Here is a 24,161-nt window from a genome sequence, read left to right as displayed (position 1 = left end):
TCCTCCTTTATAAAAAGCGAGGAGTTTTCACCCCTCGCTTACCTTTTTAAAACAAGATGGTTTCAATTGTTTCGACGTATTTGGCACTAGTCGCTTCTTGATACAAACCAAGACCATCTTTTTCAAATAAATTTAATTCAGTAAATTGTTGCATTGCAGCTTTCACTTGCGCTTCTGTTAAGTCTTCTGCCGCAACTGTGGGGATTAATTTGTGTGCTTTGCCTTCACTATTTGTAAATGTTAAATGTAATTTTTTCATCTCATCTTCCTCCTATTTATTATACTCGTATTCAACTGTTTCAATCACCGTATCAAGTGTTACCGTATCTGGTGCCAGACTAGCCACTACATCACCTAAAGCTAAGACTTGCGCCTCAGTCGGATCAGCAATCACATTCGCAAAATTTTGCTTTAGTGTTTTGTCCTCTCCCTCTTGGGTAAATTGAACAGTTAATTTTGTTTGACTATGTGTTTTCATAAAAAACAACCTCCTTGAATTTTGGTAGTAAGTTGCGCGCCTTACACTTCTATAAACGGAAATCGTCAAACGAATGTCACACCTTTTTGAAAAATAATTTAAAGTTCTCACGAAAATATTTTCGATATCGACTACGACTTTGACGCGATAGCTTTTCATCGGTCAATAATGCAACAACTTTTTGTTGATCTTTTGCTTTCAATTGACGGTAAAACGTTTCAAATTCCGCCAATTCAGCTAGCGTATCATAATCCGCTTCCTCAATTTGTATCTCTAAAAGAAATTCGTCTTGTACTTTGATTCCTGCTTTTTGTTCTTTCCGTTTTTCATCAATGAGGTACCACAATAAATATCGAAACAAGTAACTAATGTTGTTTTCTGCTTCAAAATACCCTCGTGATTCATATTTTTCCGCTCGTAAAAAGAAGAGAATTCGCAATTCTTGAAAATAATCCTCAAAATCAGTTTGCCCTGGAAAAATACTACATCGGCGTAATACTTTATAAAAAAGCCCTTGATAATCCTGAACTAATTGTTCTAATTCTTGTTGTTTCATTGTTGTTTCTTCCTTTATTCGTTTTATTCCTCGAGGTAGTTCGAGTATAGAAGAATAAATTAAAAAACGTTAATTGTTTTATTTGCATTTTTTTACAAATAATGCTTAAAAGATAGCGGTTTTGTTGTATAATACTTTCAATAAATCCTGTTCAAAAAATAATTATTAGGAGTTGATTAAATGACTTATTCAAAATCGGACGAATCCAAAAAGAGAAAGAAAATCCCCTCTTTTTCTAGAGAATATCGCCCAAAACTAGAGAGTCTACCAGCATTTTCAACAGCTGCTGATCAAGCACCAATTGATATTTATCAACTAATTGAGAACATTTCTCTTAGCTCCCAAGCAGATTTTTTAGAAGAAATTTATGCAATTATTCCCGTTAATCGCCCATTATGGGGAGCATCTTGCGTGATATATAGAGAATACGTCTTATTAGTGGAAGATCAGCCTTTCAATATTGTCTGTAAATTATTACAGAATTTAGAACATATGGAGTATCCCATCTATCGCAAAGCATTAGGGTAGATGACAAATAAAAAAGAACGGCTAACGCCTGTGGCTAATGAAAATTACAGTTTATTTCCCACAGCAAAAGTCGATGACAGTGAGACCATCTGGTTAAATCCTGGACGCATTCACTCATTAATTACGCAAAAACAGCAAACAATTGTTTGTTTTGAAAATTTATTTGCATTAGCGGCCTCCAAAAATAGTGCTAGTTTAAAAAATGGGATGAAAAAAGCTTTTTTTGCCCACGCAATTATTAAACGTGAACATGATTGTCGTGGAACGCGCAGTACCACAAGTTTATTGGAATTTTTGAATATTACCTCTTCTGTTGAAACACGCGATATTTTAAAAAGTCTCGAATTTCAACATATTCCAGGTTATCAACATGACTTTTTCCGCATCTATTCTAAATTTCAAGACGCAGATAGCCAAAAGAAAGCAAAAAAAGAACTTCATCGTCGGTATTCCATCGAACTTTGAAGTTATCAGTTTCTTTCATTGACTTTTTTTTAAAATTATTGCTAAATTGAATACACAAGCGTTTTTCATTTTTGTAAACGATTGAATTTATTAAGGAGTCGTGCACTCGATGGAGAAATACACACTCATTTTGTTTGTCATGCCGATTATTCTTTTAAGTGTCATTATTGCGTTCTCTTTTATCATTAAGCAACTGACTATCATCGTAAAAACTCCGATTCTACAAATAGTCACTATGGTCATTCTATACATAGTTTACGCATACGTCACATTAAAATTTTCCTATAACCTTCTTGGATTTTATAGTTATACATTTGTTATCGAAACAGTTGTTGCCTATTACTTCTTCAAAAAACATGCTCACTGGATGTTCTTAGCTCCTCCATCTTTAATAACTATTTACTACTTATTGGTAAACAAGACTATCGACTATGAAGAAATACAAATTGCTCTTTTAGGTATCTCTTTATTCCTATTTGCATTGATTATGAAAAACTTTTCTAAGATTCCACCAGTCGGTAACGTCTGTTTAAGTTTTACGTGGAAATGGCTAGCAATTTCTATGTTACCCTTATTTTTTCAGGAAATATATACTACCTGGATAGATAGCACCTTGATTTATCTAGGTAGCTTACTTGCTACCTTTATTCTATGGCTGCTTTATCACTTAGTGCTTTCAGAAAAAGCCGCCATTGAAGAAATAATTCATCAAGGACAAACAGATGCGCTAACTGGCGTTTATAATTTCCAAAAATTAGGAATAGATTTACAAGAATATGAAACAAAACAACAAGCATACGCTTTGGCAATGATTGATTTGGATTATTTCAAAAAATTAAATGATACCTTTGGACATAACGCAGGCAATGATATTTTGAAAGAATTTTCAAGTCTGTTAACAGCAACATTAACCAACAAGATTGGACAACAATATTTCAATATTTACCGTTTTGGTGGCGAAGAATTCTGTATATTATTCTTTAATTGTTCTAAAGAAGATGCGCAGAAACATCTGACATTTTTTAAAAATGTTTATGAAACAAGACATCGTTTGTTACGTGAAGCAAATTATTCTGTTACATTTTCTGTTGGGATTGAAACAAATGAATCCTATCATTACAACGGAATAGAAACGATGCAATATGCGGATACCGCTCTCTATGAAGCCAAACATGCAGGCAGAAATCACATTCGAATCTATCAAAAAAACAGCAATGATTCTTTATGAATCACTGCTGTTTTTTATATGACAGTATATTTTTTCAACCCTAAACAAATGCTATAACCAATCGAACAACCGATAAAATTTAAAATAATGTCACTTAATGCAAAGGTTCCAATATAAAACACATATTGAATCGTCTCAATCCCTAAAATAGTTAATAAAGCAATAATTCCAAACTCCCACCAGTTCGCTTTTAAGCCATATAACCCGCCTAAAGGAATAAAATACAAGACATTTAATAATGCTTCTAGTATTGTTTTCTTATCTTTTACTAGAAAATCAAATACTTCCCAGCTAAACGTATGATATTGCGGTGCTTTGGTAAACAAAACGACAAATAATAAAAATAAGTAGACGCTGTATACCAAATACAAATAAATGGCTGAAAACCGTTTAAACAACAATTGCAAATAAAATAGCCAACAACTCAAAATTAAAAAAAGAGTCAACGTTTCTTTGGTATAAGCAAAGCGCTCCATCATATGAACAAACCGATCGTATTGTAGCAATGTCGGATAGGCGATGTATTGGATCACACCATACCCAAGAATACATGAAGCAATGAGACCTAAAATACTTTTGACGAACCGTGTCATCCGCAGCCCTCCTTGATAGTAGTTGAGATTAGTTTAACAAAGAAACATACCCTAGATGCTGAAAAAATGGCTTTTTATAAAAAGTATAAGAATTGACTGAATAATCCATGGTACGTTACCTAATATGATAATATGATACACTTGGCTAATTACATGATGCCACTTAGAATGCTTGTTGGTTGCATTCTAGGTATTCTTACCGAAATTTTTTTGAATCGATTACTATGAGAATTAGTTATTGGTGCAGTCTGGGGATATAGATTAGGGTCACTGCTTTATTTCTTGAAAACCAAAAATATCAGAATTGACTAACCGCCCTTCTGATATTTCCTAAAATTATTGTTTTCTTTGAGCATACAGCTTTTCGACAGCCATCTTTTCTTTTCCCCACCATTTACGGTTTTTTCGATACCATTCAATTGTGCTTTCAAGACCGGCACGAAAATCCGTAAATTGCGGTTGCCAGCCTAATTCTTCTTTTAATTTCGTCGCATCAATCGCATAACGCAAATCATGCCCTGGACGATCTGCTACAGGTTCATAGGCTTCTGGCGATTGTTTCATCAGAGTTAGAATCGTCGCTAATACTGTTCTATTATCCGCCTCTCCCTCTGCGCCAATTAAATAAGTGTCACCGATTTGTCCGTTGGTTAAAATCAACCAGACAGCTCTTGAATGATCTTCTACATGAATCCAATCACGGACATTTTTTCCGTCTCCATAAAGTTTAGGCCGTTGCCCATTTAAAATATTGGTAATTTGTCGTGGAATAAACTTTTCAATATGTTGATACGGCCCATAATTATTTGAACAATTCGAAATCGTTGCGCGTAAGCCAAATGAGCGGACCCAAGCCTTCACTAATAAATCCGAACTCGCTTTGGTTGCTGCATAGGGACTTGATGGATTATAGGGTGTTTCAGGCGTGAATTTTTGTGAATCCTCTAGTGCTAGATCGCCATAAACTTCATCGGTTGAGACATGATGATAACGGACGTCAAACTTTCGACAGGCTTCGATTAACGTATACGTTCCCATAATATTCGTTTGCACAAAAAGCGTTGGATTCGTTAGTGAGTGATCGTTATGTGATTCCGCAGCAAAGTGAATGACGGCATCACTTTTTTGGACTAATCGTTCTACCAAATCAGCATCACAAATATCGCCCACAACTAATTCTACCTTATTAGAGACAGGTAAATTCGCTTGGTTGCCTGCATAAGTCAATTTATCTAGAACGGTTATGTGAATTTCAGATTGATTTGTTGCAACATAACGCACAAAATTCGAACCAATAAAACCCGCACCCCCTGTCACCAAAATCCGTTTCATCGAATATCCTCCTTATGTATAACTTTCCAACACATCGATTGCTCGTTTCGTTTCTTCTAACTGTTTGATTGTCTTGTCATAATGTTTAGACGCATAAACAGAAAATAAAACATCTACAGTATACAACTGTACTAGAAGAGAATTAGTTGCCGAACTACGTAACGGTGCTTCTCCTCCATCCGCAATATGTACAACAATATCTGATAATTTCGCTAAAGTTGATTTTTTTTGACTTGTCATACTAACAACTGCTATACCGTTTGCCTTGGCTACATGTGCCAAACTATTTACAGCTTTTTTTTCTCCAGAATTAGACACTAAAAAAAGAAAAGACGGCGTTTCATTGGTAACCATTGTCGTTGCTAGTAAATGAGCATCTTGGTGAAACATCGCTTTGCGTCCAATTCGTAAAAATTTTTGACAAAAATCATCCGCCACTGCTCCCGATGCACCAATTCCATACGTGTAAATAAAATCTGTTCCTTCCAATAAAGCTAAAACATCTTCAATCGATTGATCTTCTAACAGCTCACAATTTTTTTCAATGCCGTCAACTACTCGCAATTTAATCTTGCGTTTAATCGTCTCAATATCTTCATCAGGTGCAATATCAGAATACAACTCTTGATTGATTTGCGGTAAACTCGCCGAAAGTTTTAATTTTAAATCAGGAAAACCCTCCAACCCCAAAGAGTAACACAAACGCACCACAGTCGATGGACTCGCTCCAGCTGCTGCAGATAACGCTTTGGCACTCATATGAATGACTTCTGAGGAATGCGCCAAAATCCATTCAGCTAATTTTTTTTCCGTTTTCGATAATTCATCTAATTGATTTTGAATGCTAAATAAAATGTTCATATTCTGTCCTCCCTACGTGTATCATACAATAAAAAAGAAAGAGCATACAGTTCGTATGCTCTATAATTCGATATATTTCAACACTTCACTCACCGATTGAATCGGAACAGTTGCTGCAGGGTCATCATTATTTAATGCCAAAACCTCTAAATCAGCATTTACAGCAGCAGAAATACCAATTGAAGAATCTTCTACCACTAAACAGTCATCTGGTGTTAAATCTAATTTTTTCACCGTATACTGATAGATTTCTGGATTAGGTTTACTTCGTTGAAATTTATCTCCACTGACTAACAATTCAAAATACGATAAAATCTGATTTTCTGTTAAAATCATTTGAATATTTTCTAAGGAGGACGAAGACGCAACAGCCATCCGTATACCTTGATTGGCTAACGCTTCTAACGTTGGCACGATTTCCGCATTAAAAATTTCACGATAGTCAATCGGATAATTCGCACGAAACTCTGCATACTGTTCAATCAACCACTTTCGTTTTTCTACATCTTCAATTAATAGTTCAAACATATCTCGTGAATTAGAACCTACTAATTTTTTTTGAAACTCATCTGTTAAAGGAATATCATGTTGAGCAAAAAATAGTTTACGCCGTTGACGGTAGTGACTTTCTGAAAAAACAATGACGCCATCCATATCAAAAATGACTGCTTTTTTCATTAAGCTTCTCCTATTTGCATTTCTTTCGTAGTACCAAATAGATACGTCATAATAAAACCACCCGCATATCCTGCAAGCAATCCAATAATATAGTTCAACCAATGACCATTAGCAATCAAAGGAATTAATGCCACGCCACTTGGTCCAATAGAAGTTGCGCCCACATTACCAAATAACCCGATGACTGCACCGCCAATACCGCCACCAATACAAGCAGTGATAAATGGACGACCTAAAGGCAAAGTCACACCATAAATCAAAGGTTCACCAATTCCTAAAATCCCAACCGGTAATGCCCCTTTAATTAATTCAACAAGGGATTTGTTGCGGTAACATTTGACCCATAAAGCGATTGCTGCTCCCACTTGACCAGCACCTGCCATCGCTAAAATTGGTAATAATAAAGTACTGCCACCACTTTCAATCATTTGCAAATGAATAGGAGTCAAAATTTGGTGTAAACCAAACATAACCATTGGTAAGAATGCTGCTCCTAACACAAAACCAGAGAATGCGCCACCTACATTTAGAACCCAGTTAATTCCGCCAACTAAACCATTTGAAATAAAACCGGCTAATGGCATAATCAAGAAAATCGTTGCCAAGCCCATAATCAATAAGGTAATTACTGGCGTCACAATAATGTCAACAGATTCGGGAATCACTTTGTGCAATCGTTTTTCAATTAAAGACATTAAATAAACAGCAATAATGACCCCAATCACGCCACCTTGTCCCGCAGCAAGCGGTTGACCAGTAAAAATATTGGTTAACGGTGTATCCGGGCTCATGCCTGTCAGCATTGTAACCCCACCGATAACACCACCTAAACTCGGCGATGCCCCGAACTCACGCGCACTATTAATCCCAACATAAATCACTAAATAAGTAAAAACACCACTTTGAATAATGCCACAAACCGTTGCAATGTTGACCCACATATCACCCGAAAGCTGTCCTGCTGCTATTAAGTTTTTTAGAATGGAAGCAAAACCACCAATAATCCCTGCACCAACAAATGCTGGAATCAATGGAACGAAAATATTCGCAATAGCTTTCAATGCCTTCGACCATGGTTTTTGATTTTTCTGTTTCACAGCAGCTTTTGTCTGAGCCGCCTTTTCTTCGACAGCAGTCCGTCCACTTACAGATGCTTGTGAAGGTAACGTTTCTCCTAAAGCAACACCTGCCATATCGACCATATGTTGAGCTACCTTATTTACTGTACCTGGACCAACAACCACTTGTAACGTATCATCTTCTACAACGCCCATTACCCCAGGAACTTTTTTCAATCCTTCAATATCAACCAAACTGTAATCGCGAATTTCCATACGCACACGAGTCATACAATGAACAATCTTATTCACATTGTTCATTCCACCTACATGGTCATAAATCCCTTGTGCAATTTGTTGATTTTTGTCTGCCATTTTTTATTTCCCCCTTTTATAATGTTTGACGAATAAAGCCGTTCGCTGTCAGTAACTTTTCAGATGCTAGTTCTTTTGTTTCTCCAGTCAAAATCATCACAATAGCCAACTTCACATTTTCATCGGCTGCCTCAAAAGCTGCTTCAGCTACTTCATAGGAACACTCCGTTGCTTGCATGATAATTCGTTTGGCGCGTTCCACTAATTTTTCATTCGTTGGACGAACATCGACCATTAAATTTTTGTATACTTTCCCAATGCCAATCATCGAGACAGTGGATAACATATTTAAAACTAATTTTTGAGCAGTTCCTGATTTTAAACGTGTTGAACCCGTTAAAACTTCTGGCCCCACTTCAACTTCAATCGGATAGGTCGCATGATGACTAATTGCCGCATCTGTATTACATGAAATTGTCGCAGTCGTTGCACCAATTTCAGTTGCATAATCTAAACCACCAATCACATAAGGTGTCCGACCACTAGCCGCAATCCCAACCACAATATCATTTGCCGTTAATGAAATAGCTTCTAAATCCTTACGACCTAATTCTTCCGAGTCCTCCGCACCTTCTACAGCAACCGTCATTGCCTGCATCCCACCTGCAATCAAACCTTGTACCATCTCAGGATCTGTACCAAAAGTTGGCACACATTCAGCCGCATCCAACACACCTAACCGACCACTTGTTCCAGCCCCCATATAAATCAATCGTCCCTGCTTATTAAAGGCTTGAATAATTTGAGCCACAACGGTTTCGATTTGTGGCATCACTTTTTCAATCGCCAGTGGCACTTGGCGATCTTCCTCATTCATTGTCTGTAATACATCCATAATCGTCATCTGATCCAGATGCATCGTCTTCGGATTTCTTGTTTCTGTTGTTAAATTCTCTAAATTACTCATTGTCATTCCCACTTTCTACTAATTCAAATCGATAACCTGGTAACACACATGTAAGAAGGTCTACCTCTGAATCTATTACTTTTGCCACGACATTTACCTTTTCATCCGCTGGTAAATCCCGTTTACTGATTTGAAGCTCTCCCATATAACGCAAATACTTCTGATTATCCAGCGTCACACTACCTTTGTTTCTTGGTAAGCTATCATTCGGAATAATCAGTGGTAATTGTTTGAATCGTGCCTCCTGACTCCGTAAGACATCACGCGCATCATCCACTCGATTCGTATGGATTCCAATAAATAGCTCACGATGTGTCTCATCAATTATTTGCACCGGTAAAACAACCTTTTGCTCTTTGAAATACGCAATAAATTGCTGTTGCGTCTGTTCTCTTAATCCTTCATCACCAATACAAACCTCATCACATACATAATTTTGTAATAAATCAACTGCCGCAACTAACGGATGCTTCAGACGATGACCTTCTAACGTTGGCAACCCCGCATGTAATGGTCCACGTAAATTTTTATCCCCTGGAACAAACGCTATAATTTTAAAACCTAATTTTCGCCATTTCTGATTTAATGCGTGTAAATAATGTTCAGATAAACCCGTTTCAGGCCGAGGATAATAATTGTGCCATAATTCCATATTCTCAAAATTCGCTTGATAGTTAACTAACTCTTCAACATCCGTCTCTGTTAACGTCGATGCATTCAAACCAACGACCAACTGTTGTGAAACCCTAGCAATCGTTTGAAAATCAATCCCATAATCCATCCGAATCCCAGTCACACCCAAAGACAAAAGTTGAGCTATCATCTGTTTATCATTCAAATCAATCTGAAGCCGTCGCAAACCATCACTCGAAATATCAACCATTAATGAACAATTAAATGCCTTCGTAAGTTTACAAAGCTCTTTCAAATTAGCTACCATCCGTGACTCATCATCTTCTGGAATGTGCAACGAAGTAAACACTCGATTAAATCCACTATGAAACATTTTTTCAATATATAACCGTTTAGACTCTTGAAACTCATCTCCTAAGAATACGGAAAAACCTAACACAACCTCACGCCCCTTTCTTTAATACGCTTACATTATAAACTAAAAGAAATTAAATTTCAAATATTTTTGTATTTTAAAATATAAAAGAAATTAAATTTCATTTATATAAAGTTTAATTTAGCCAATGAATTATAATTTTTAATTATTTAGATAATTAAATGCATTTGTCAGATGAATATGAAACATATACAATGAAGATTATAAGAAACGAAAGCGAGGACAACAAATGTCTATTTTAGTATTAGGTGGAGCTGGTTATATCGGCTCGCACGCTGTGAATCAATTAATTCAACGTGGTGAAGATGTTGTAGTGATTGACAATTTATTGACTGGGCACCGTGCGGCTGTGCATCAAGACTCACGCTTTTATGAAGGGGATGTTCGTGACAAAGCATTTGTAACAGAAGTTTTTGAAAAGGAAACGATTGATGGTGTCATTCATTTTGCAGCAAGTTCGTTAGTTGGAGAATCCGTTGAAAAACCATTAAAATACTTCAATAATAATGTCTATGGCATGCAAATTTTGTTAGAAGTGATGCAAGAACATGAGGTGAAACACATTGTCTTTTCTTCAACAGCCGCTACGTATGGCGAACCAGAAGTGTCACCTATTTCAGAAACGACCTCAACGAATCCGAAAAATCCATATGGTGAAAGTAAGTTGATGATGGAAAAAATGATGAACTGGTGTGACAACGCATATGGTATGAAGTTTGTAGCTTTACGTTATTTCAATGTTGCTGGGGCAAAAGCAGATGCTTCGATTGGTGAGGATCATACACCAGAAACACATTTAGTTCCAATTATTTTACAAGTGGCATTAGGGCAACGCAAGGCATTATCTATTTTTGGGGACGACTACAATACACCAGATGGCACATGTATTCGTGATTATGTCCACGTAGAAGATTTAATTGCGGCACATTTATTAGCCTTAGATTATTTAAAAGCTGGGAATGAAAGCAATGTCTTTAATTTAGGTAGCAACAATGGCTACTCTGTGAAAGAAATGTTAGAAGCCGCTCGAGAAGTCACGCAAAAAGAAATCCCAGCGGTCATCGCCCCACGTCGTGCAGGCGATCCAAGCACATTGGTCGCTTCAAGTGATAAAGCAAAAGACGTATTGGGGTGGGAACCACAGTATACAGATGTGAAGAAAATTATTGAAACTGCTTGGAATTGGCATGTGAGTCATCCAAATGGATATGAAGAGTAAAATAATAAACCACTCGGATAATCATTAAGATTTATCCGAGTGGTTTATATTATAGTTTTGCAGCTAATTCTTTCAAATATACTTTTAATCCATCTTTGATTTCAGGATGTTTCAAACCAAATTCAATATTTGCTTCCAACATTCCTAATTTATTACCAACATCATAACGTTTTCCAGTAAATTCTCTAGCAAATACGCGCTGTGTTTTATTCAATGTATCAATCGCATCCGTTAATTGAATTTCTCCACCTAAACCAGGTTCTTGTGTTTCTAAAATATCAAAAATTTCTGGTTTTAATAGATAGCGTCCAATGATAGCCAAATCACTAGGAGCATCTTCAGGTTGTGGTTTTTCAACAAATGCTTTTACATCATACAATCCTTTAGAAACTTCAGAAGTTGGATCAATTACACCATATTTTGACGTATCCTCATGAGGAATCGGCATTACAGCAAGTGTAGAAGCTTTAGTGTTATCATAGTCATTCATCAATTGCTTTGTTAAAGGAACCTCATCAACCATAATATCGTCACCTAACATAACAACAAATGGTTCATTACCCACAAATGACTTTGCCTGTAATACCGCATGACCTAATCCTAATGGGCGTTTTTGACGAATAAAATGTAGACGAATCCCTGTTGTCTCTTCTACTAATGCAAGTAATTCTTTTTTACCTGATTTTTCTAAATTATGTTCCAATTCAAAGTTAGAATCAAAATGATCTTCAATTGGGCGTTTCGCTTTACCTGTTACTACCAAAATATCTTCAATTCCAGAAGCAATTGCTTCTTCTACGATAAATTGAATTGTGGGTTTATCAATAATTGGTAACATTTCTTTTGCAATAGCTTTCGTTGCTGGTAAAAATCTTGTTCCTAATCCTGCTGCTGGGATTATTGCTTTACGTACTTTTGTCATTTTATTAACTCTCCTATTAAAATCTTTTTACAATTATACTTCTCAATTCATTTATTACAAAGTTTAGCAATTTAGAAAAAAACAATGAGCTTATTATTACTAGAATAAATAAAATTATACTTATATACCAAGTACTAATATCAACATTTAGTTGCAGAAAAATTTTATTAAATACAATTATAAATAATGGATGTACATAATAAATAGTTAACGAATTCTCATCAAAAATAGTTGGATTTTTTTTAGGAATATAAAATTTGCTTAAAGCAACACCTAATATTCCTAATGTATATATACATACTGCTGGTCTCATTGTACTAGTGCTTACTAAAAAATCTCTGTTAAATACTGATATATATGCTGAAAATAAAGTCAAAAATAAACCACATATACATATTCTTGCTTCTTTTGTGTTTTGCAAGACCTTCCTACACAATATTGCAAAGAAAAAGTACACACCTTTGCGCCTGAAATTTTTCTCTGATTATTTTGGTCTTGATAGAGCGTTTTTGAGCCGGAAGCTCTCTCCGGTGAAGCTTAAAATGTGTGCGTGATGAATTAAGCGGTCCACCAATGCCGCCGTCAAACGTGTATCGATAAACACCTTATTCCATTGGCTGAACTCCAAATTACTGGTGATGATGATACTTTTCGTTTCATACCAATCACTGATCAGCTGGAAGAGCAACTCGGCACCTTCCTTAGTGAACGGCACATAGCCCATCTCATCTAGGATAACCAACTTCACCTTGTCAAAGCGGTGCTTGAAGGTCTCCAACGTGTTGTTCTTCCATTGACGTTCCAATTCTCCCACCAATTCAGAGACTCGCCAGAAGCGTGTTTCAACACCAGCATGCGTGGCCATTTGGCCAAGAGCACAAGCTAAATGCGTCTTACCAGTTCCTGGGGTACCCACGAAAACGGCGTTTTCTTTTTGGCGGATAAAGGAGAGGCTGATTAACTCTTCCTTTGTGGTCGGATTTGGCAGCGTGATATGATCATGCCAGTCGTAGTTGTCTAAAGTCCGGCGTACAGGGAATTTGGCCTGTTTGAAGAGCCGAGCTGTCTTTAGTTCTTCCCGGCACTTCAATTCATTCTCTAACAGGAATAGCAACCAATCTTCTTTGGTTTCAAAGCCCTCCGTTCCAATGACTCTAGGAATATGAGAGAGCCGCAACTGCTTACAAACCTCTTCTAAACGATCGGTTTCCATCAACTCGCCGCCTCCCCATTAGATGACTTGAGAAATGCATCATAGTCATTCCAATCCACATCATAGGCATCCGTTTCTTTCGAAGAACCGATAAGGTCGTAGAAGTTCTGATCAATACCTAACATATCGTTGGTGACGAGAAAAACGAGAAGCTGATCTACACGCTTTGCCTGTTCTTTCCAATCGGGATGGCTGAGATAGAGCTTGATGCGTTCGGGTAGATATTTCCAGTAACGAGAGTAATGCATCGCACGCAATTTGCGCCGCCAATCGAGTAGTATTGCTTGCCAGTCAATCGCTCGTTTCTTCATCATGTAGGGCCGGGGGCCTTCAGCGATAATTTCACCATCCGTGCTAACCAGTTGATAGGAGTCAAAGCGAAGCAGCCCGTAGATGATGGAATGGTTCCGGGCGCGAGGAACATGGATTCGCTCGCCATCCAGCTTGATTTCGTTGTACTTATTGGCTTTTACTTCGATTTCCTTGAAGACTGGATATGCGACATCGGGCAATGCCAAAAGATCCGCTTTTTCCTCAAGCCAGAGTTCACTGATAAGTACATGTTTCTCATAATGAACGCGTTCCCTGTCTTTCGCTAATTGAACCGCCAATGCCTCATTAAAGCTTGCGAAGTCCTTCATGATTGGAGTGGCCGGAAAGAAGTTGTAGCGAACATAGCCGACTTTATTTTCTACGCTGCCTTTTTCATTTCCGCTTCTAGGGTTGCACACCTGTGTCTCAAACCCATAATGCGTAGCGAACTGCAGAAACCCATCCGTTAACACTGCTGGTTCCGTCTTCGACTTTACTTGCGTTACTGCCGTAGACATATTATCAATGCGAATTTTTCGTGGGACGCCGCCAACTTGTCGGAATAGCTCCTTCATTCCTTCAAGTAGACACTCTTGATTCTCCGCTGGTAATGCCACCGCAAATCCGCCGTTACTATAAGGAAAAGACATCACGAGTGCTTTGATATCCTTAAAGGCTCCTTCATGGCAGACCTCCATGGTGCCAAAATCCAGCTGCGCTTCCGCCGGAGGATGTTCCAAACGCTCAAAGCCTTGATCTTCATTGGCTTCAACGTAGTGAGTGGCTTTCCAGTCCCTAACGAAATCACAAACCGTGCGATACGAACCGGGGAACCCCTGGTTCTTCAATTCTTTAGTCATAAAGTCAACGGTCCTACGCTTCTTCTTCGGGAGCTTAGAATCTTCAGAAAGCCAGAGAGCAACGATGCCTCCCCAGTGTTCCACATACATCATGCCCGTTTTCTTTCGGACCTTCGGCTCAGGTAAAAGATCCTCATCTGCATACTTTTTTGCGGTGCGCCAGTTGATTTCCAATTCGTCAGCTATGTGTTGAATAGATTTATCGTGATTGTTTCGTAGATTTCTGATAGTATTAATATCGGTCATTGCGAGCATTCCCTTTCTTACCTCCAGTTACAGTGTCGGAACTATAACTTTAGAGGAATTTCAGGACGCCCGCAATGGCTTTTTATTTTACCCTAAGCTGCTTGCGGAGTTATGTACTTTTGCGCTGCAATTGTATGTACGTCTATCTTGCCACAAACATCTTTAGCTTTAATAAATTCTAAAAATTGATTTTTTAATACTAACTGAATTCCTAAAGCAAAGAATGCAATCCATATCTAATAATAAAGTATCTGTGTTTCTATTCCTAATTGATAGAATATTGAACCAAAAAAAGAAACACATAACAACAAGTAAAAAAATATATCTTTACTGACAAAACTTTTTAAGTTTCTTTCATCTACTCCAACAATAATAATAAAATAAATAATACTCCAAAATATATATGCAGGCAATATTGTGACTCTTTTATAAAACTAAGTTTTATAATTTTGTAAATATCTCTTTCCTATTGTTAAACGATATCCTGATGAAATAAAAAATAAGAACAGCAAATCTGCCAATTTGGTTCATAAATAAATTTATTGGATTATTTATTTGAGAATCTCACTAAGTTTACTTAATCCCCTTGTATAGTGAATTAGTACTACACAAATAATAGATACTGCTCTAATGTTAACCCACGTACTTCTCTCCAGTATAATCCCTCCATAAATAATAAAAATTATTTTTATCCAAATTCATAATAAAGTTATATTTAAAATTAAAATATACTTTGATATGGAAACGTTCCTCCAATATTACTAATTATAAATAAACGTATAAATATTATTAAATATACGCCAATTAATAAAAATAATAGTGTTTTTTTAACAAGTGAATTTATTTTTAAATTAAAAAAAGCTGGTATAGCAATAATTTGCGTATAAGAAAACATAGTTAATATACGATCAAAATTTGGCACATACGCATTAAATGCAATAATCATAATACCTATACAAATTAACTGAAGATATAAATAAAAATCTAATTCTCTACTTAGTTTTAAATCATTAATTTTTGCATTGTAGTATATAAACAACATTATTAACATTACTAGTATATTCAAAACCCAATATGAACCGCTAAACTTCGCATCTATTCTTTGTCCCATCTCTGTACTACCCCAATAATTGGTATAAATTTGAAAATATTGAGTAATTTTGTATAAAATACTATCGAAAAATAATGAAGATATGGCTGTTAATAGTAAAAATATAACTGCTCTAATTCTAGTAAATTTAATATTATAAATAAAATAAATAGGAGCATATAGTATAGCTGTCTTATGAAAAAGAAAAGCTATAAGTATCCAAAAACAATATTTTATTAATTTTCTTTCTTTTATATATTTTAGCGAATATAAAAATATAGCGATGGTTATACACTGTCTCATTAAATTTAATGAAGTATTAAAGTATCCTGTTAAAAACAATAAAAGAAAAGATAAAGTATAGTTTTTTGATTGATCATAAATTGCTTTAATAGAAAAGAAAACTATTATAATCTGTATAATTGAAAATATGTGTTGATAAGAACCTAATTTATCTCCTAATATAAAAATTAGAGAACTCAAAGGTTCAACTGCATCTAACTCTCCCGATAAAACCCTAGGAATTTGTAGTATACTGTAGGTTTGATAATCTATTCCAACATCCTTTCTTAAAGCACCTATTAACCATAATGCAATAAAAGATACTATTAATAAATAAAGTAAAATTATTCTTAAAAGAGAACTTTTGCCCAATTGTCTATTTGTTAAAAGATTTTCACTGTTACTTAGCTTAATAGAATATTCACAACTTCCAATCAACACAATTAATATAAAAAAAGTTAAAAAGTAAATCATTTTATCACTATCTCCATTTGAGTCATAAATAATATTATTAAACTATTTATTCTTCATCCTAAATTTATTCTTTATTTTTTTACTTATATTATCCATCCTATATAAATTCTTATAGTGCTTAGTTAATGGTGTCATCTTTCTTATAAAATAAGATAAATCATTTTTCTTGACAGCTTGTTCATAATATAGTGGTGCCATATTTCTAATTTTTTCTCTTTGTTTTTGGATTTTCTTTCTAAAATACGGAATATTGTTATCTGCAACTACTCTAGTTTCAGGAACCCAATTATTATTTTTTTCTTCTATATATAGACGATATGCTAATTCTTCTTGAGTATGTCTATAATGAGAAATTTGTGATCTATAAATTGTATTGGCATCTACAATATCTACATTTACACTTTGTCTGTTAATTGCTTCTTCTAGTATATTTTCAATTATTAGATTTCTCACAATAATAATATTATTACCTTTACTATCTTTTGAATATTCTGGTAACCAAGCATCACCTAATGTAATATCAGCAGTTTCATTCATAACATCATCAGTAAAATCAGATGCTTTAATTTTAAAAAATCCTTGTCCCCAATCTCCTCCAAACAGATTTTTCATTTCTTTCACAATAGTTTTTTGAACACCATTAACTCTTCCTGTAACCTCAATAGCATATGAACTTGCTGGTTCATTATTAAGTTTTTTGCGAAAATTGATTTTTTCTAAATTACCAGGTTCTATTCCACATTGCCATGCAAGAAATTCCCCAAATTTTGTTGTTTTCTGATGACCACAAACTAATCCTACAGTAAATTTTATTCTTTCTTTTATTACTGGATCTACTTCTGAAAGCAAACGAATGCTAGTTATAAAACTAGGTAAACCAATTATTGCATATCTACCAGGTTTTTCTTTTACTAATCTTAAAACTTCTGATAACTCAACAGGATAATATCTTGTTTTAGAACCTTTAATTATTTCTTCAACTGTATTAGATATATCGTACTTGAAAAGTTTTTCTTTTGAGGTAGTTTCTTTTACGTGTATCACACCATCAATATAATCTTTTTCAAACAATTCTTTTAAAATCCAAGTTCCAAATCCACCTGAACTACCTTCTTCACGAAATTCCCCTTCAACGACATGTCCAACGCATAGTTTTGAGTAATAACCAATTCTTTTATCAAATTTAATATTCTCATTATTTGAAAACAAAGATTTTGATATATCATCTATCTTTTTGTTATTTAAAGTATTGGATACTCTTTTTAATAGTTCCACTTCTTCATTTGAAAATGGATAAGACTTTTTAATAGGGACAGGTACATATTTACCAGTACTATCCATCTTCATTTTTATATTATCATTAACAACTGGCCACACACCTGTACCAAAACTATAATCATTTGCAACAACTTTATTGAATACTTTTTCAAAGTTATCCATAATACCATCCTTTATTAATCAAAAAATTTTGTAATCACTTAATTTTATTAAATTTCAATAAACTTTTTTCATAATCATTCATGACAAATTTAATATGTATAACAGCATATATTGCAATATACATTACTCCAAACAAAATAAATATTTTAAATGAATCAATTGTAATAATTTTTTGTAAAAATAATAGAAACACTGTCGTTACTATAAAAGGAATTAGAACGTTTAAAGTACTTTTCCAGTATTTTTTCATATCCAATCCCATTTTTGTATGGTAATACCAATTCATTAATATTCCATTAGCACAAAGTATACTAACAACGTATCCTAACGAAGCACCCAGTAAGCCCCAATAAATTGTCCCAATAATAGTAATTAGGATATTAATAACAGCAAAAATAGTGTATGAAATCGAACGAAATATATGTTTATTCATAGCTCTTTGTATTTCAATTCCTATATTTTGACATAATGGGATTATTGAGGGCAACACCATCAATATTATTAGTTCATAAGCTAACGTATTTTCTTTTCCAGCCCAGATATTAATAAAATACCTTCCTACCACTATAAATCCACCCAAAACAAAAAAGAGGAGAGTCATCTGTATTCTACCAACCTTAATCATTAAATTGGTTAGAATATCCTTATTACTTTCAGTGTTTACAATTTCATTTACTCTTGGAACAAACATGCTAGATAATGATGTTGACAGCATAAAAAACATATTTTTTATTTGTATAGCAATTGCGAAAGTTGCAACTTGTTTGGCACCTTTAAATATTCCCAATATAAAATTAGGAACATTATTATTAACCAAATCAACCATTTGATTTAAAAAGATAAAAAAAGAAAAAATTGCTAAGTCTTTCAATAATTTAATTGGTAAGTCTTTGAAATCAAATTTCATATCTAATTTTTTTATACAGAAATTAATATTTAGAATAAGAAAAATAATTGTTACAATAGTTTGCGTTATTCCTATAGATAAAACTCCTACCCCCAATAAAATAAGAGGAATAGATATTATGGGAACCAATAAAGTTTGTATCAATTGCCTTCCTTGTTGAAAAATAAATCTTTCATTGACTATTATATTAGAATCAAACACTGACGAAGGAAAAGTTAATCCAATATTTATAACCATAATCATCATTAAATACTTAGTTAATTGGATTTCTCTAGCCGATAAACTACTACTAAAAATTGTGTTTACATTATATACCAAAAAAAAACCTATAATTAGAGATATAAAGCTAATAAATAAAAATAAAATTAAATATAAAGCATTCAATTTTTTTATTTCTTCTTTTTGATTTTTAACTTTATACCCCATATAAAACTTAACATATGCACTAGAAAACCCCATTGACAACAAACTTAATCCCATTATTACTGAATTAGTCATTTGAAAAAGACCATAGTCTGATTGACCTATATATGTTAATAAAAATGGTGTATACATAAAATTAACGACATTTTTAGCAATAATATTAAAATATGATAAAAGCGCACCGATTTTTCTCTGTTTTATCATTCATTTACTCCTTACTTTAGTGAATCATTAACACTATCCAAAGCATTCTTCAAAAATGCTAGAGATTCTTTCCTACGCAATTTAACTCTTTTTAAGGTCTGATTATAGTTTATAGGAATTATTTTCAAACTATCTTGAGAAGTATGCCACTGTTCTAATAAATTCATTTCATACAATAACGAATCAATTCTAGTCGACATAGATGGTCCTTCATTATTTCTTTTAAATACTTCGAAATATTTCTCAAATATTATAGAAAAAACACATGCATGGAAAGAATCAGTAAATATAGCTTCTGCTTGAGAAAATAAGTTAACAAATTCTAATGGGTCTGAAACCCATAACTCTAAATCTTTTCTTGAACCTAATTTCTTTATTTCTAATGAATTTTCTTTAGCAAATTTGTTTATATAGTCATTATTCTCATTTGTTACTTCATCTAAAAAATAAGTCAATACAAATTTTTCATCATATTTTTTTTTATTATCTATCAAATCTTTCCAATTACTCTTTGAAAGTAATAAGGTAGGATCCAAAACTAACTCCGCAGTATTTCCAGTTATATCATTTACAAGGTGAACTCCAGACGCTTCTCTAACAGAAAGGAATTCAATACTATTTAATCCTTTTTTATATATTGCTTTATATTTTTCAGGTATACTATCTACCCCAAATGAGGCAGCGTAACTAATTTTAGTTTTTTTTGAAAAATCAATAAAATCTAGTGTTGAAAATCTTGTAAAATTGTAATTCCAGACTTGATCGCTTCCAATAACATAACAGTCAAATTCTTCATCGAATGTAAAGTCTGTAGTCTCTTGATTAATAGAAAAATCAGTTTCGTGAATATATTTTCGAGTAAAATTCTTAAAATTATCATTTCTAGTCAAATCATATTGATAAAAATTTTGACTTTTATTTTTTTGCAAAAATTTATTAGTTACCTTTTTTAAAAGTTTTCCATCTTTTAAATTTACAAAAACCTTTACTAAAAAAGGGTTTTGTATATCAGTAAAATTTCTAATAGTAACAACTTCATGTCCCAAATCTTCTAGCACTTTCTGTAAAGCATAGTTTTGAAGTCTATTACCATAGTTATTATAATCAACTATAGTGCTTATAGCTATTTTCACTTTTCTTCCTCCATTAAATACCCAATAAACTTTATTTTTGTAAATTTTTTACTTTATAATAAAAACCATTTTTTACAATCTTTTCTTTTATAAAAAAAAGTATTGTTGCAAATAAAAAATTATGATTTCCTATAAGTAGAATTTTTTTTTCGAAACTTTTCAAAGTTATAGACTTATAATTTTTAGTAATATTATTTTTAAATTGATTTTTAAGTTGCTTATATAGCTTATTATCTTTTAATATACATTGTGCAGCAAATTTAATTAACGCCAATTGTTTTTTATTTATAATATCAATTGTAAATTCAACAGGCATTTGTTCAGTTAAAATGTCTAAAGCTTTTAGATATGATAATTGCCTCTTATTAAAAGTATTCACAGCTGAATTTTCTCGTTGTCTATAATAATTCAAAGAAATAGGTAAACAAAAAATTTTCTTAGAATTTTTAATAGCATAAGTATTAAATATGGCATCTTCTAAATAATGTATATCATTATTAAATTTAATATTATTTATTATTTCTCTTCGGTATATTTTATTCCAAACAAATCCTTGAAAACCGCTCCCCAACAGAATGCTTTGGTAAGCCTCTAAAATCGAAAGCTGTGTCTTTTGCCGATAGCTCTTATTTAGCTGATGCTCATACATTGAATTCGTATTTACAATATAAAAATTAAAAAGAATAATATCTGGAATTTCTTTTACAATAAGTTTATTTAATATATAAAATGATTTACAATGAATATAATCATCTGGATCAATAAACCATATATATTGTCCTACTGATTTTGACATACCTAAATTTCTTGCCTGTGAGACACCTTGATTATCTTGTGTAAAAACTTTTATTTTCGAATTATGATTAGCATATTCAGTACATACAGATAAAGAATTATCTGTAGAACCATCATTTATTAATATAATCTCATAATTATCACAATCTTGACACAAAATAGAGTCAAGGCATTCACAAATATAGTTTTCTACATTATACACAGGTATAATTACTGATATAACAGGGGTCTGTTTATTACCCATAAAAGTAGCTCCTTATAAATTTATAGAGTGACATATAGAGTTTCCCGAAAATCCCCTTGCTATTTCAACTTACTTTTTAAATAATTATAAGTATTCTCACCAAAAATATCATCTATTTTTCTTCTGGAAAATTTTTTAATTGGAACAGTTCTTCTAACAATCCATTTTTTTAAGTTTGTTCTATTTTTCCAATTTGTTGTATAATAATGTATTGAATAAGTATTTTTAGTAACATTTAATTTGTTATTAGTAAGTTTCAATGGTGAAAAATATTCTGATGGAAACACTGTTATTCCTGCAAATTCTTGTACTCTTTGGGCATTTTTGTAACCATGTCTTTTCATGACTCTAGTTGTCAATTCTACACAGGTAACTTTATTAACTTTATTATTAACTATTAAGGGTAAATTTTTATATTCCATCAAATTTTCTAAAATTATAGGATGTTTTTTTTCTGCACCAAAAGCTGCTCCCGTATTCAAGTCATATTTGTCTTCTGCTCCAACAAAACCTCTAAGATTTAGCAAATCATCAAAACTTTTCAGAACTTCTACATCCGTATCTAAATATATTCCACCATAATTATATATTGCTTCTAATCTTGCCACATCAGAAACAAATGCCCAATTTTGAGTTTCATAAGCTTCTCTAGAAAATTGATATTTTGTATAATCAAAATTAGTTTCATTTAATTCTATTATTTCATAATCTGGACAATATTTTCGCCAACTATTTAAATACCGTTTCAATTCAATAGACATTTCATTCATTCCAAACCAACAATAAAAAATTTTTTTGGGAATCACTTAATCACTCTTTTCTATCCAATTGGACTCTATTTAAAAAAACGTTTTCTAGCCTTTTTTATAGACCCTTTGAAACCTAAACGTTTTATTTCTATTAAACTATATACAGCATTATATTTTTTCTCTAATTTTTTCATTTTTAAAATATAATTTTCAAAATTTTCATTATCGTTTAAATATGCTTCTTTACTAGTATCTCTTATTTCTTCTCGGACATCTTGAACTTTTTTTCTTAAATACGGAACTGTCTCATTTTCATCAATTCTAGTTTCTGGAACCCATTCTTGTTTTTTTATTCTTTTTTGGATTCTATAAGGTAACTCATCCACTGTATGTCTAAAATGTCCTGGTTGAGAAGCATATGCTTGTTTTTCTGTTAGTTGATTCACCTTAATTCTACCTTCATTAGATGCTTTCACAATTAGATCATAAATTATTGGATTTCGAACAATTAGTATATTATTTCCTTTGCCATCAAATTTATATGGTGGTATCCAAGCATCCCCTAGTGTGATGTCTGCAGTTTCATTCATAACATCATCAGTAAAATCAGAAGCTTTTATTTTAAAATGACCTTGTCCCCAACTATAACCTACTAAGTCTCGCATTTTTTTTATTACTTTTTTTTCTGTCCCATTTTCGTTATAAGTAAATTCGATGATGTATTCATCTGCATTTTCTTGTTCAATTTTTTTTCTAAAGTCCACTCCAGTTAATAAGTTATAATCTATGCCTACTTGCCTAACCAAAGATTTTAAATAATTAGCACTTTTTTGATGTCCACAAATTAATCCAATAGTGTATATAATTCGTTCTTTAATAAGTTTATCTTGTTCTGCTAATAAACGGATAGAATAAATAAAACTAGGAACGCCTACAATAGCATATTTACCTTTATTTTGTCTCACATATTTTAATACTTTAGACAACTCTACGGGATAATATCTAGTTTTCGCACCTTGTTGAATTCCTTCTATAGTATTAGAGACTGTGTATTCAAAAAGTAATTCATTATTACTTGATTCTCTAACGTGAATAACACCATCAATTATTTTTTGTTCAAATAATTCTTTCAAAATCCACGTACCAAAGCCTCCTGAAGTAGCATTTTTACGATAATCATCTTCCTGAACATAACCTGCAAAAATATCCAAATAGTATCCTAGACTGTGATTGTATTTTATCCCCTCATAGTTTTCAAATAAAGATTTTGAAATTTCACCAATTCCTTTTGTTTCTTTCCATCCAATAGTTATGGCTTCTATTTTTCTTATTTCTTCTTCTGTAAAAGAATCTAAATCTTTTTCGTCTATATAAGTTTCAAATTCTCCATATTCATTCATTCTGTTTTGTATTTTTGGACTGATAACAGTCCAAACACCTGTTCCAAAATCCATACCGTCTTGAACAACTGTATTGTAAATATTTCTTAATTTATTCATAGTTTCCTCCAACATTTGGAT

At 33.1% G+C, this 24,161-nt stretch carries 24 protein-coding genes; 4 read left to right on the top strand and 20 right to left on the bottom strand.

Annotation, left to right across the window (positions count from 1 at the left end; all coding sequences use genetic code 11):
* Positions 1-46: 46 nt before the first annotated feature.
* From AC4BC7_RS15340 to AC4BC7_RS15330, 3 genes are all read right to left on the bottom strand, one after another.
* Complete coding sequence (locus tag AC4BC7_RS15340; protein ID WP_207942097.1) at positions 47-259, bottom strand: DUF2922 domain-containing protein; 213 nt, start codon at positions 257-259, stop codon at positions 47-49.
* A gap of 12 nt (positions 260-271) precedes the next feature.
* Positions 272-478 (bottom strand): DUF1659 domain-containing protein, encoded by a 207-nt coding sequence (locus AC4BC7_RS15335; protein WP_207942096.1) that lies wholly within the window; start codon positions 476-478, stop codon positions 272-274.
* Positions 479-554: 76 nt separating this feature from the next.
* Positions 555-1,034 (bottom strand): RNA polymerase sigma factor, encoded by a 480-nt coding sequence (locus tag AC4BC7_RS15330; protein WP_490503307.1) that lies wholly within the window; start codon positions 1,032-1,034, stop codon positions 555-557.
* 180 nt (positions 1,035-1,214) lie between these two features.
* Between AC4BC7_RS15330 and AC4BC7_RS15325 the strand changes: the two genes are divergently transcribed.
* The 3 genes from AC4BC7_RS15325 to AC4BC7_RS15315 all read left to right on the top strand — a co-directional run bounded on the left by AC4BC7_RS15325 (position 1,215) and on the right by AC4BC7_RS15315 (position 3,255).
* Entirely contained in the window at positions 1,215-1,562 is a 348-nt protein-coding gene (locus tag AC4BC7_RS15325; RefSeq protein ID WP_490503306.1) for a hypothetical protein, read from the top strand.
* Positions 1,563-2,027: a hypothetical protein gene (locus tag AC4BC7_RS15320; RefSeq protein WP_490503305.1), complete on the top strand. Its 465-nt coding sequence runs from the start codon at positions 1,563-1,565 to the stop codon at positions 2,025-2,027.
* A gap of 109 nt (positions 2,028-2,136) precedes the next feature.
* Complete coding sequence (locus AC4BC7_RS15315) at positions 2,137-3,255, top strand: GGDEF domain-containing protein (RefSeq protein ID WP_490503304.1); 1,119 nt, start codon at positions 2,137-2,139, stop codon at positions 3,253-3,255.
* A gap of 14 nt (positions 3,256-3,269) precedes the next feature.
* Here AC4BC7_RS15315 and AC4BC7_RS15310 read toward each other — a convergent pair whose 3' ends face one another.
* From AC4BC7_RS15310 to AC4BC7_RS15280, 7 genes are all read right to left on the bottom strand, one after another.
* Positions 3,270-3,848, bottom strand: a complete 579-nt coding sequence (locus AC4BC7_RS15310; protein WP_490503303.1) for a VanZ family protein — start codon at positions 3,846-3,848, stop codon at positions 3,270-3,272.
* A 336-nt stretch (positions 3,849-4,184) separates the two neighbouring features.
* Positions 4,185-5,180 (bottom strand): dTDP-glucose 4,6-dehydratase, encoded by a 996-nt coding sequence (gene rfbB / locus AC4BC7_RS15305; RefSeq protein WP_490503302.1) that lies wholly within the window; start codon positions 5,178-5,180, stop codon positions 4,185-4,187.
* 12 nt (positions 5,181-5,192) lie between these two features.
* Positions 5,193-6,041, bottom strand: a complete 849-nt coding sequence (locus AC4BC7_RS15300) for a MurR/RpiR family transcriptional regulator (RefSeq protein ID WP_490503301.1) — start codon at positions 6,039-6,041, stop codon at positions 5,193-5,195.
* 60 nt (positions 6,042-6,101) lie between these two features.
* The gene (locus AC4BC7_RS15295) at positions 6,102-6,719 is read right to left on the bottom strand and encodes an HAD family hydrolase (protein WP_490503300.1); all 618 of its coding nucleotides are present in this window, start codon (positions 6,717-6,719) and stop codon (positions 6,102-6,104) included.
* A complete protein-coding gene (locus tag AC4BC7_RS15290) occupies positions 6,719-8,152 on the bottom strand; it encodes a PTS transporter subunit EIIC (RefSeq protein ID WP_490503299.1) in 1,434 nt (477 codons plus the stop codon). The genes AC4BC7_RS15295 and AC4BC7_RS15290 overlap by 1 nt, the downstream gene beginning before the upstream one ends.
* A gap of 16 nt (positions 8,153-8,168) precedes the next feature.
* Entirely contained in the window at positions 8,169-9,065 is an 897-nt protein-coding gene (gene murQ, locus AC4BC7_RS15285) for an N-acetylmuramic acid 6-phosphate etherase (protein WP_490503298.1), read from the bottom strand.
* A complete protein-coding gene (locus AC4BC7_RS15280) occupies positions 9,052-10,131 on the bottom strand; it encodes a DUF871 domain-containing protein (RefSeq protein ID WP_490503297.1) in 1,080 nt (359 codons plus the stop codon). The genes murQ and AC4BC7_RS15280 overlap by 14 nt, the downstream gene beginning before the upstream one ends.
* A gap of 226 nt (positions 10,132-10,357) precedes the next feature.
* On the opposite strand from AC4BC7_RS15280, the gene galE reads away from it, so the two are divergent.
* Positions 10,358-11,347, top strand: a complete 990-nt coding sequence (gene galE / locus AC4BC7_RS15275) for a UDP-glucose 4-epimerase GalE (protein ID WP_490503296.1) — start codon at positions 10,358-10,360, stop codon at positions 11,345-11,347.
* A gap of 49 nt (positions 11,348-11,396) precedes the next feature.
* Here the strand turns inward: galE and galU are convergent, their stop codons facing one another.
* The 10 genes from galU to AC4BC7_RS15225 all read right to left on the bottom strand — a co-directional run bounded on the left by galU (position 11,397) and on the right by AC4BC7_RS15225 (position 24,140).
* Positions 11,397-12,269 carry a UTP--glucose-1-phosphate uridylyltransferase GalU gene (gene galU / locus AC4BC7_RS15270; RefSeq protein WP_490503295.1) on the bottom strand — a complete coding sequence of 291 codons (873 nt, stop codon included), beginning with the start codon at positions 12,267-12,269 and terminating at the stop codon, positions 11,397-11,399.
* Positions 12,270-12,753: 484 nt separating this feature from the next.
* Positions 12,754-13,482 carry an IS21-like element helper ATPase IstB gene (gene istB, locus AC4BC7_RS15265; RefSeq protein ID WP_490502869.1) on the bottom strand — a complete coding sequence of 243 codons (729 nt, stop codon included), beginning with the start codon at positions 13,480-13,482 and terminating at the stop codon, positions 12,754-12,756.
* The gene (istA, locus tag AC4BC7_RS15260; RefSeq protein ID WP_093365140.1) at positions 13,482-14,909 is read right to left on the bottom strand and encodes an IS21 family transposase; all 1,428 of its coding nucleotides are present in this window, start codon (positions 14,907-14,909) and stop codon (positions 13,482-13,484) included. The genes istB and istA overlap by 1 nt, the downstream gene beginning before the upstream one ends.
* 712 nt (positions 14,910-15,621) lie before the next feature.
* Positions 15,622-16,746, bottom strand: a complete 1,125-nt coding sequence (locus AC4BC7_RS15255; protein WP_490503294.1) for an EpsG family protein — start codon at positions 16,744-16,746, stop codon at positions 15,622-15,624.
* Positions 16,747-16,788: 42 nt separating this feature from the next.
* Positions 16,789-18,186, bottom strand: coding sequence for a Coenzyme F420 hydrogenase/dehydrogenase, beta subunit C-terminal domain (locus AC4BC7_RS15250; protein ID WP_490503293.1), 1,398 nt, complete (start codon positions 18,184-18,186; stop codon positions 16,789-16,791).
* 34 nt (positions 18,187-18,220) lie between these two features.
* Positions 18,221-19,720: a lipopolysaccharide biosynthesis protein gene (locus AC4BC7_RS15245; RefSeq protein WP_490503292.1), complete on the bottom strand. Its 1,500-nt coding sequence runs from the start codon at positions 19,718-19,720 to the stop codon at positions 18,221-18,223.
* Positions 19,721-19,731: 11 nt separating this feature from the next.
* Complete coding sequence (locus tag AC4BC7_RS15240) at positions 19,732-20,853, bottom strand: polysaccharide pyruvyl transferase family protein (protein WP_490503291.1); 1,122 nt, start codon at positions 20,851-20,853, stop codon at positions 19,732-19,734.
* Positions 20,854-20,884: 31 nt separating this feature from the next.
* Positions 20,885-21,892, bottom strand: a complete 1,008-nt coding sequence (locus tag AC4BC7_RS15235) for a glycosyltransferase family 2 protein (protein ID WP_490503290.1) — start codon at positions 21,890-21,892, stop codon at positions 20,885-20,887.
* A gap of 59 nt (positions 21,893-21,951) precedes the next feature.
* Positions 21,952-22,698 (bottom strand): glycosyltransferase family 32 protein, encoded by a 747-nt coding sequence (locus tag AC4BC7_RS15230; RefSeq protein WP_490503289.1) that lies wholly within the window; start codon positions 22,696-22,698, stop codon positions 21,952-21,954.
* Positions 22,699-22,727: 29 nt separating this feature from the next.
* On the bottom strand, positions 22,728-24,140 hold the full coding sequence (locus AC4BC7_RS15225) for a Coenzyme F420 hydrogenase/dehydrogenase, beta subunit C-terminal domain (protein ID WP_490503288.1): 1,413 nt from the start codon (positions 24,138-24,140) through the stop codon (positions 22,728-22,730).
* Positions 24,141-24,161 lie beyond the last annotated feature (21 nt).

The sequence above is a fragment of the Enterococcus sp. AMC1623 genome, from assembly GCF_058216495.1.
Note: the sequence above shows the minus strand (reverse complement) of the source record. Positions and strands in the feature narration are given on the sequence as shown.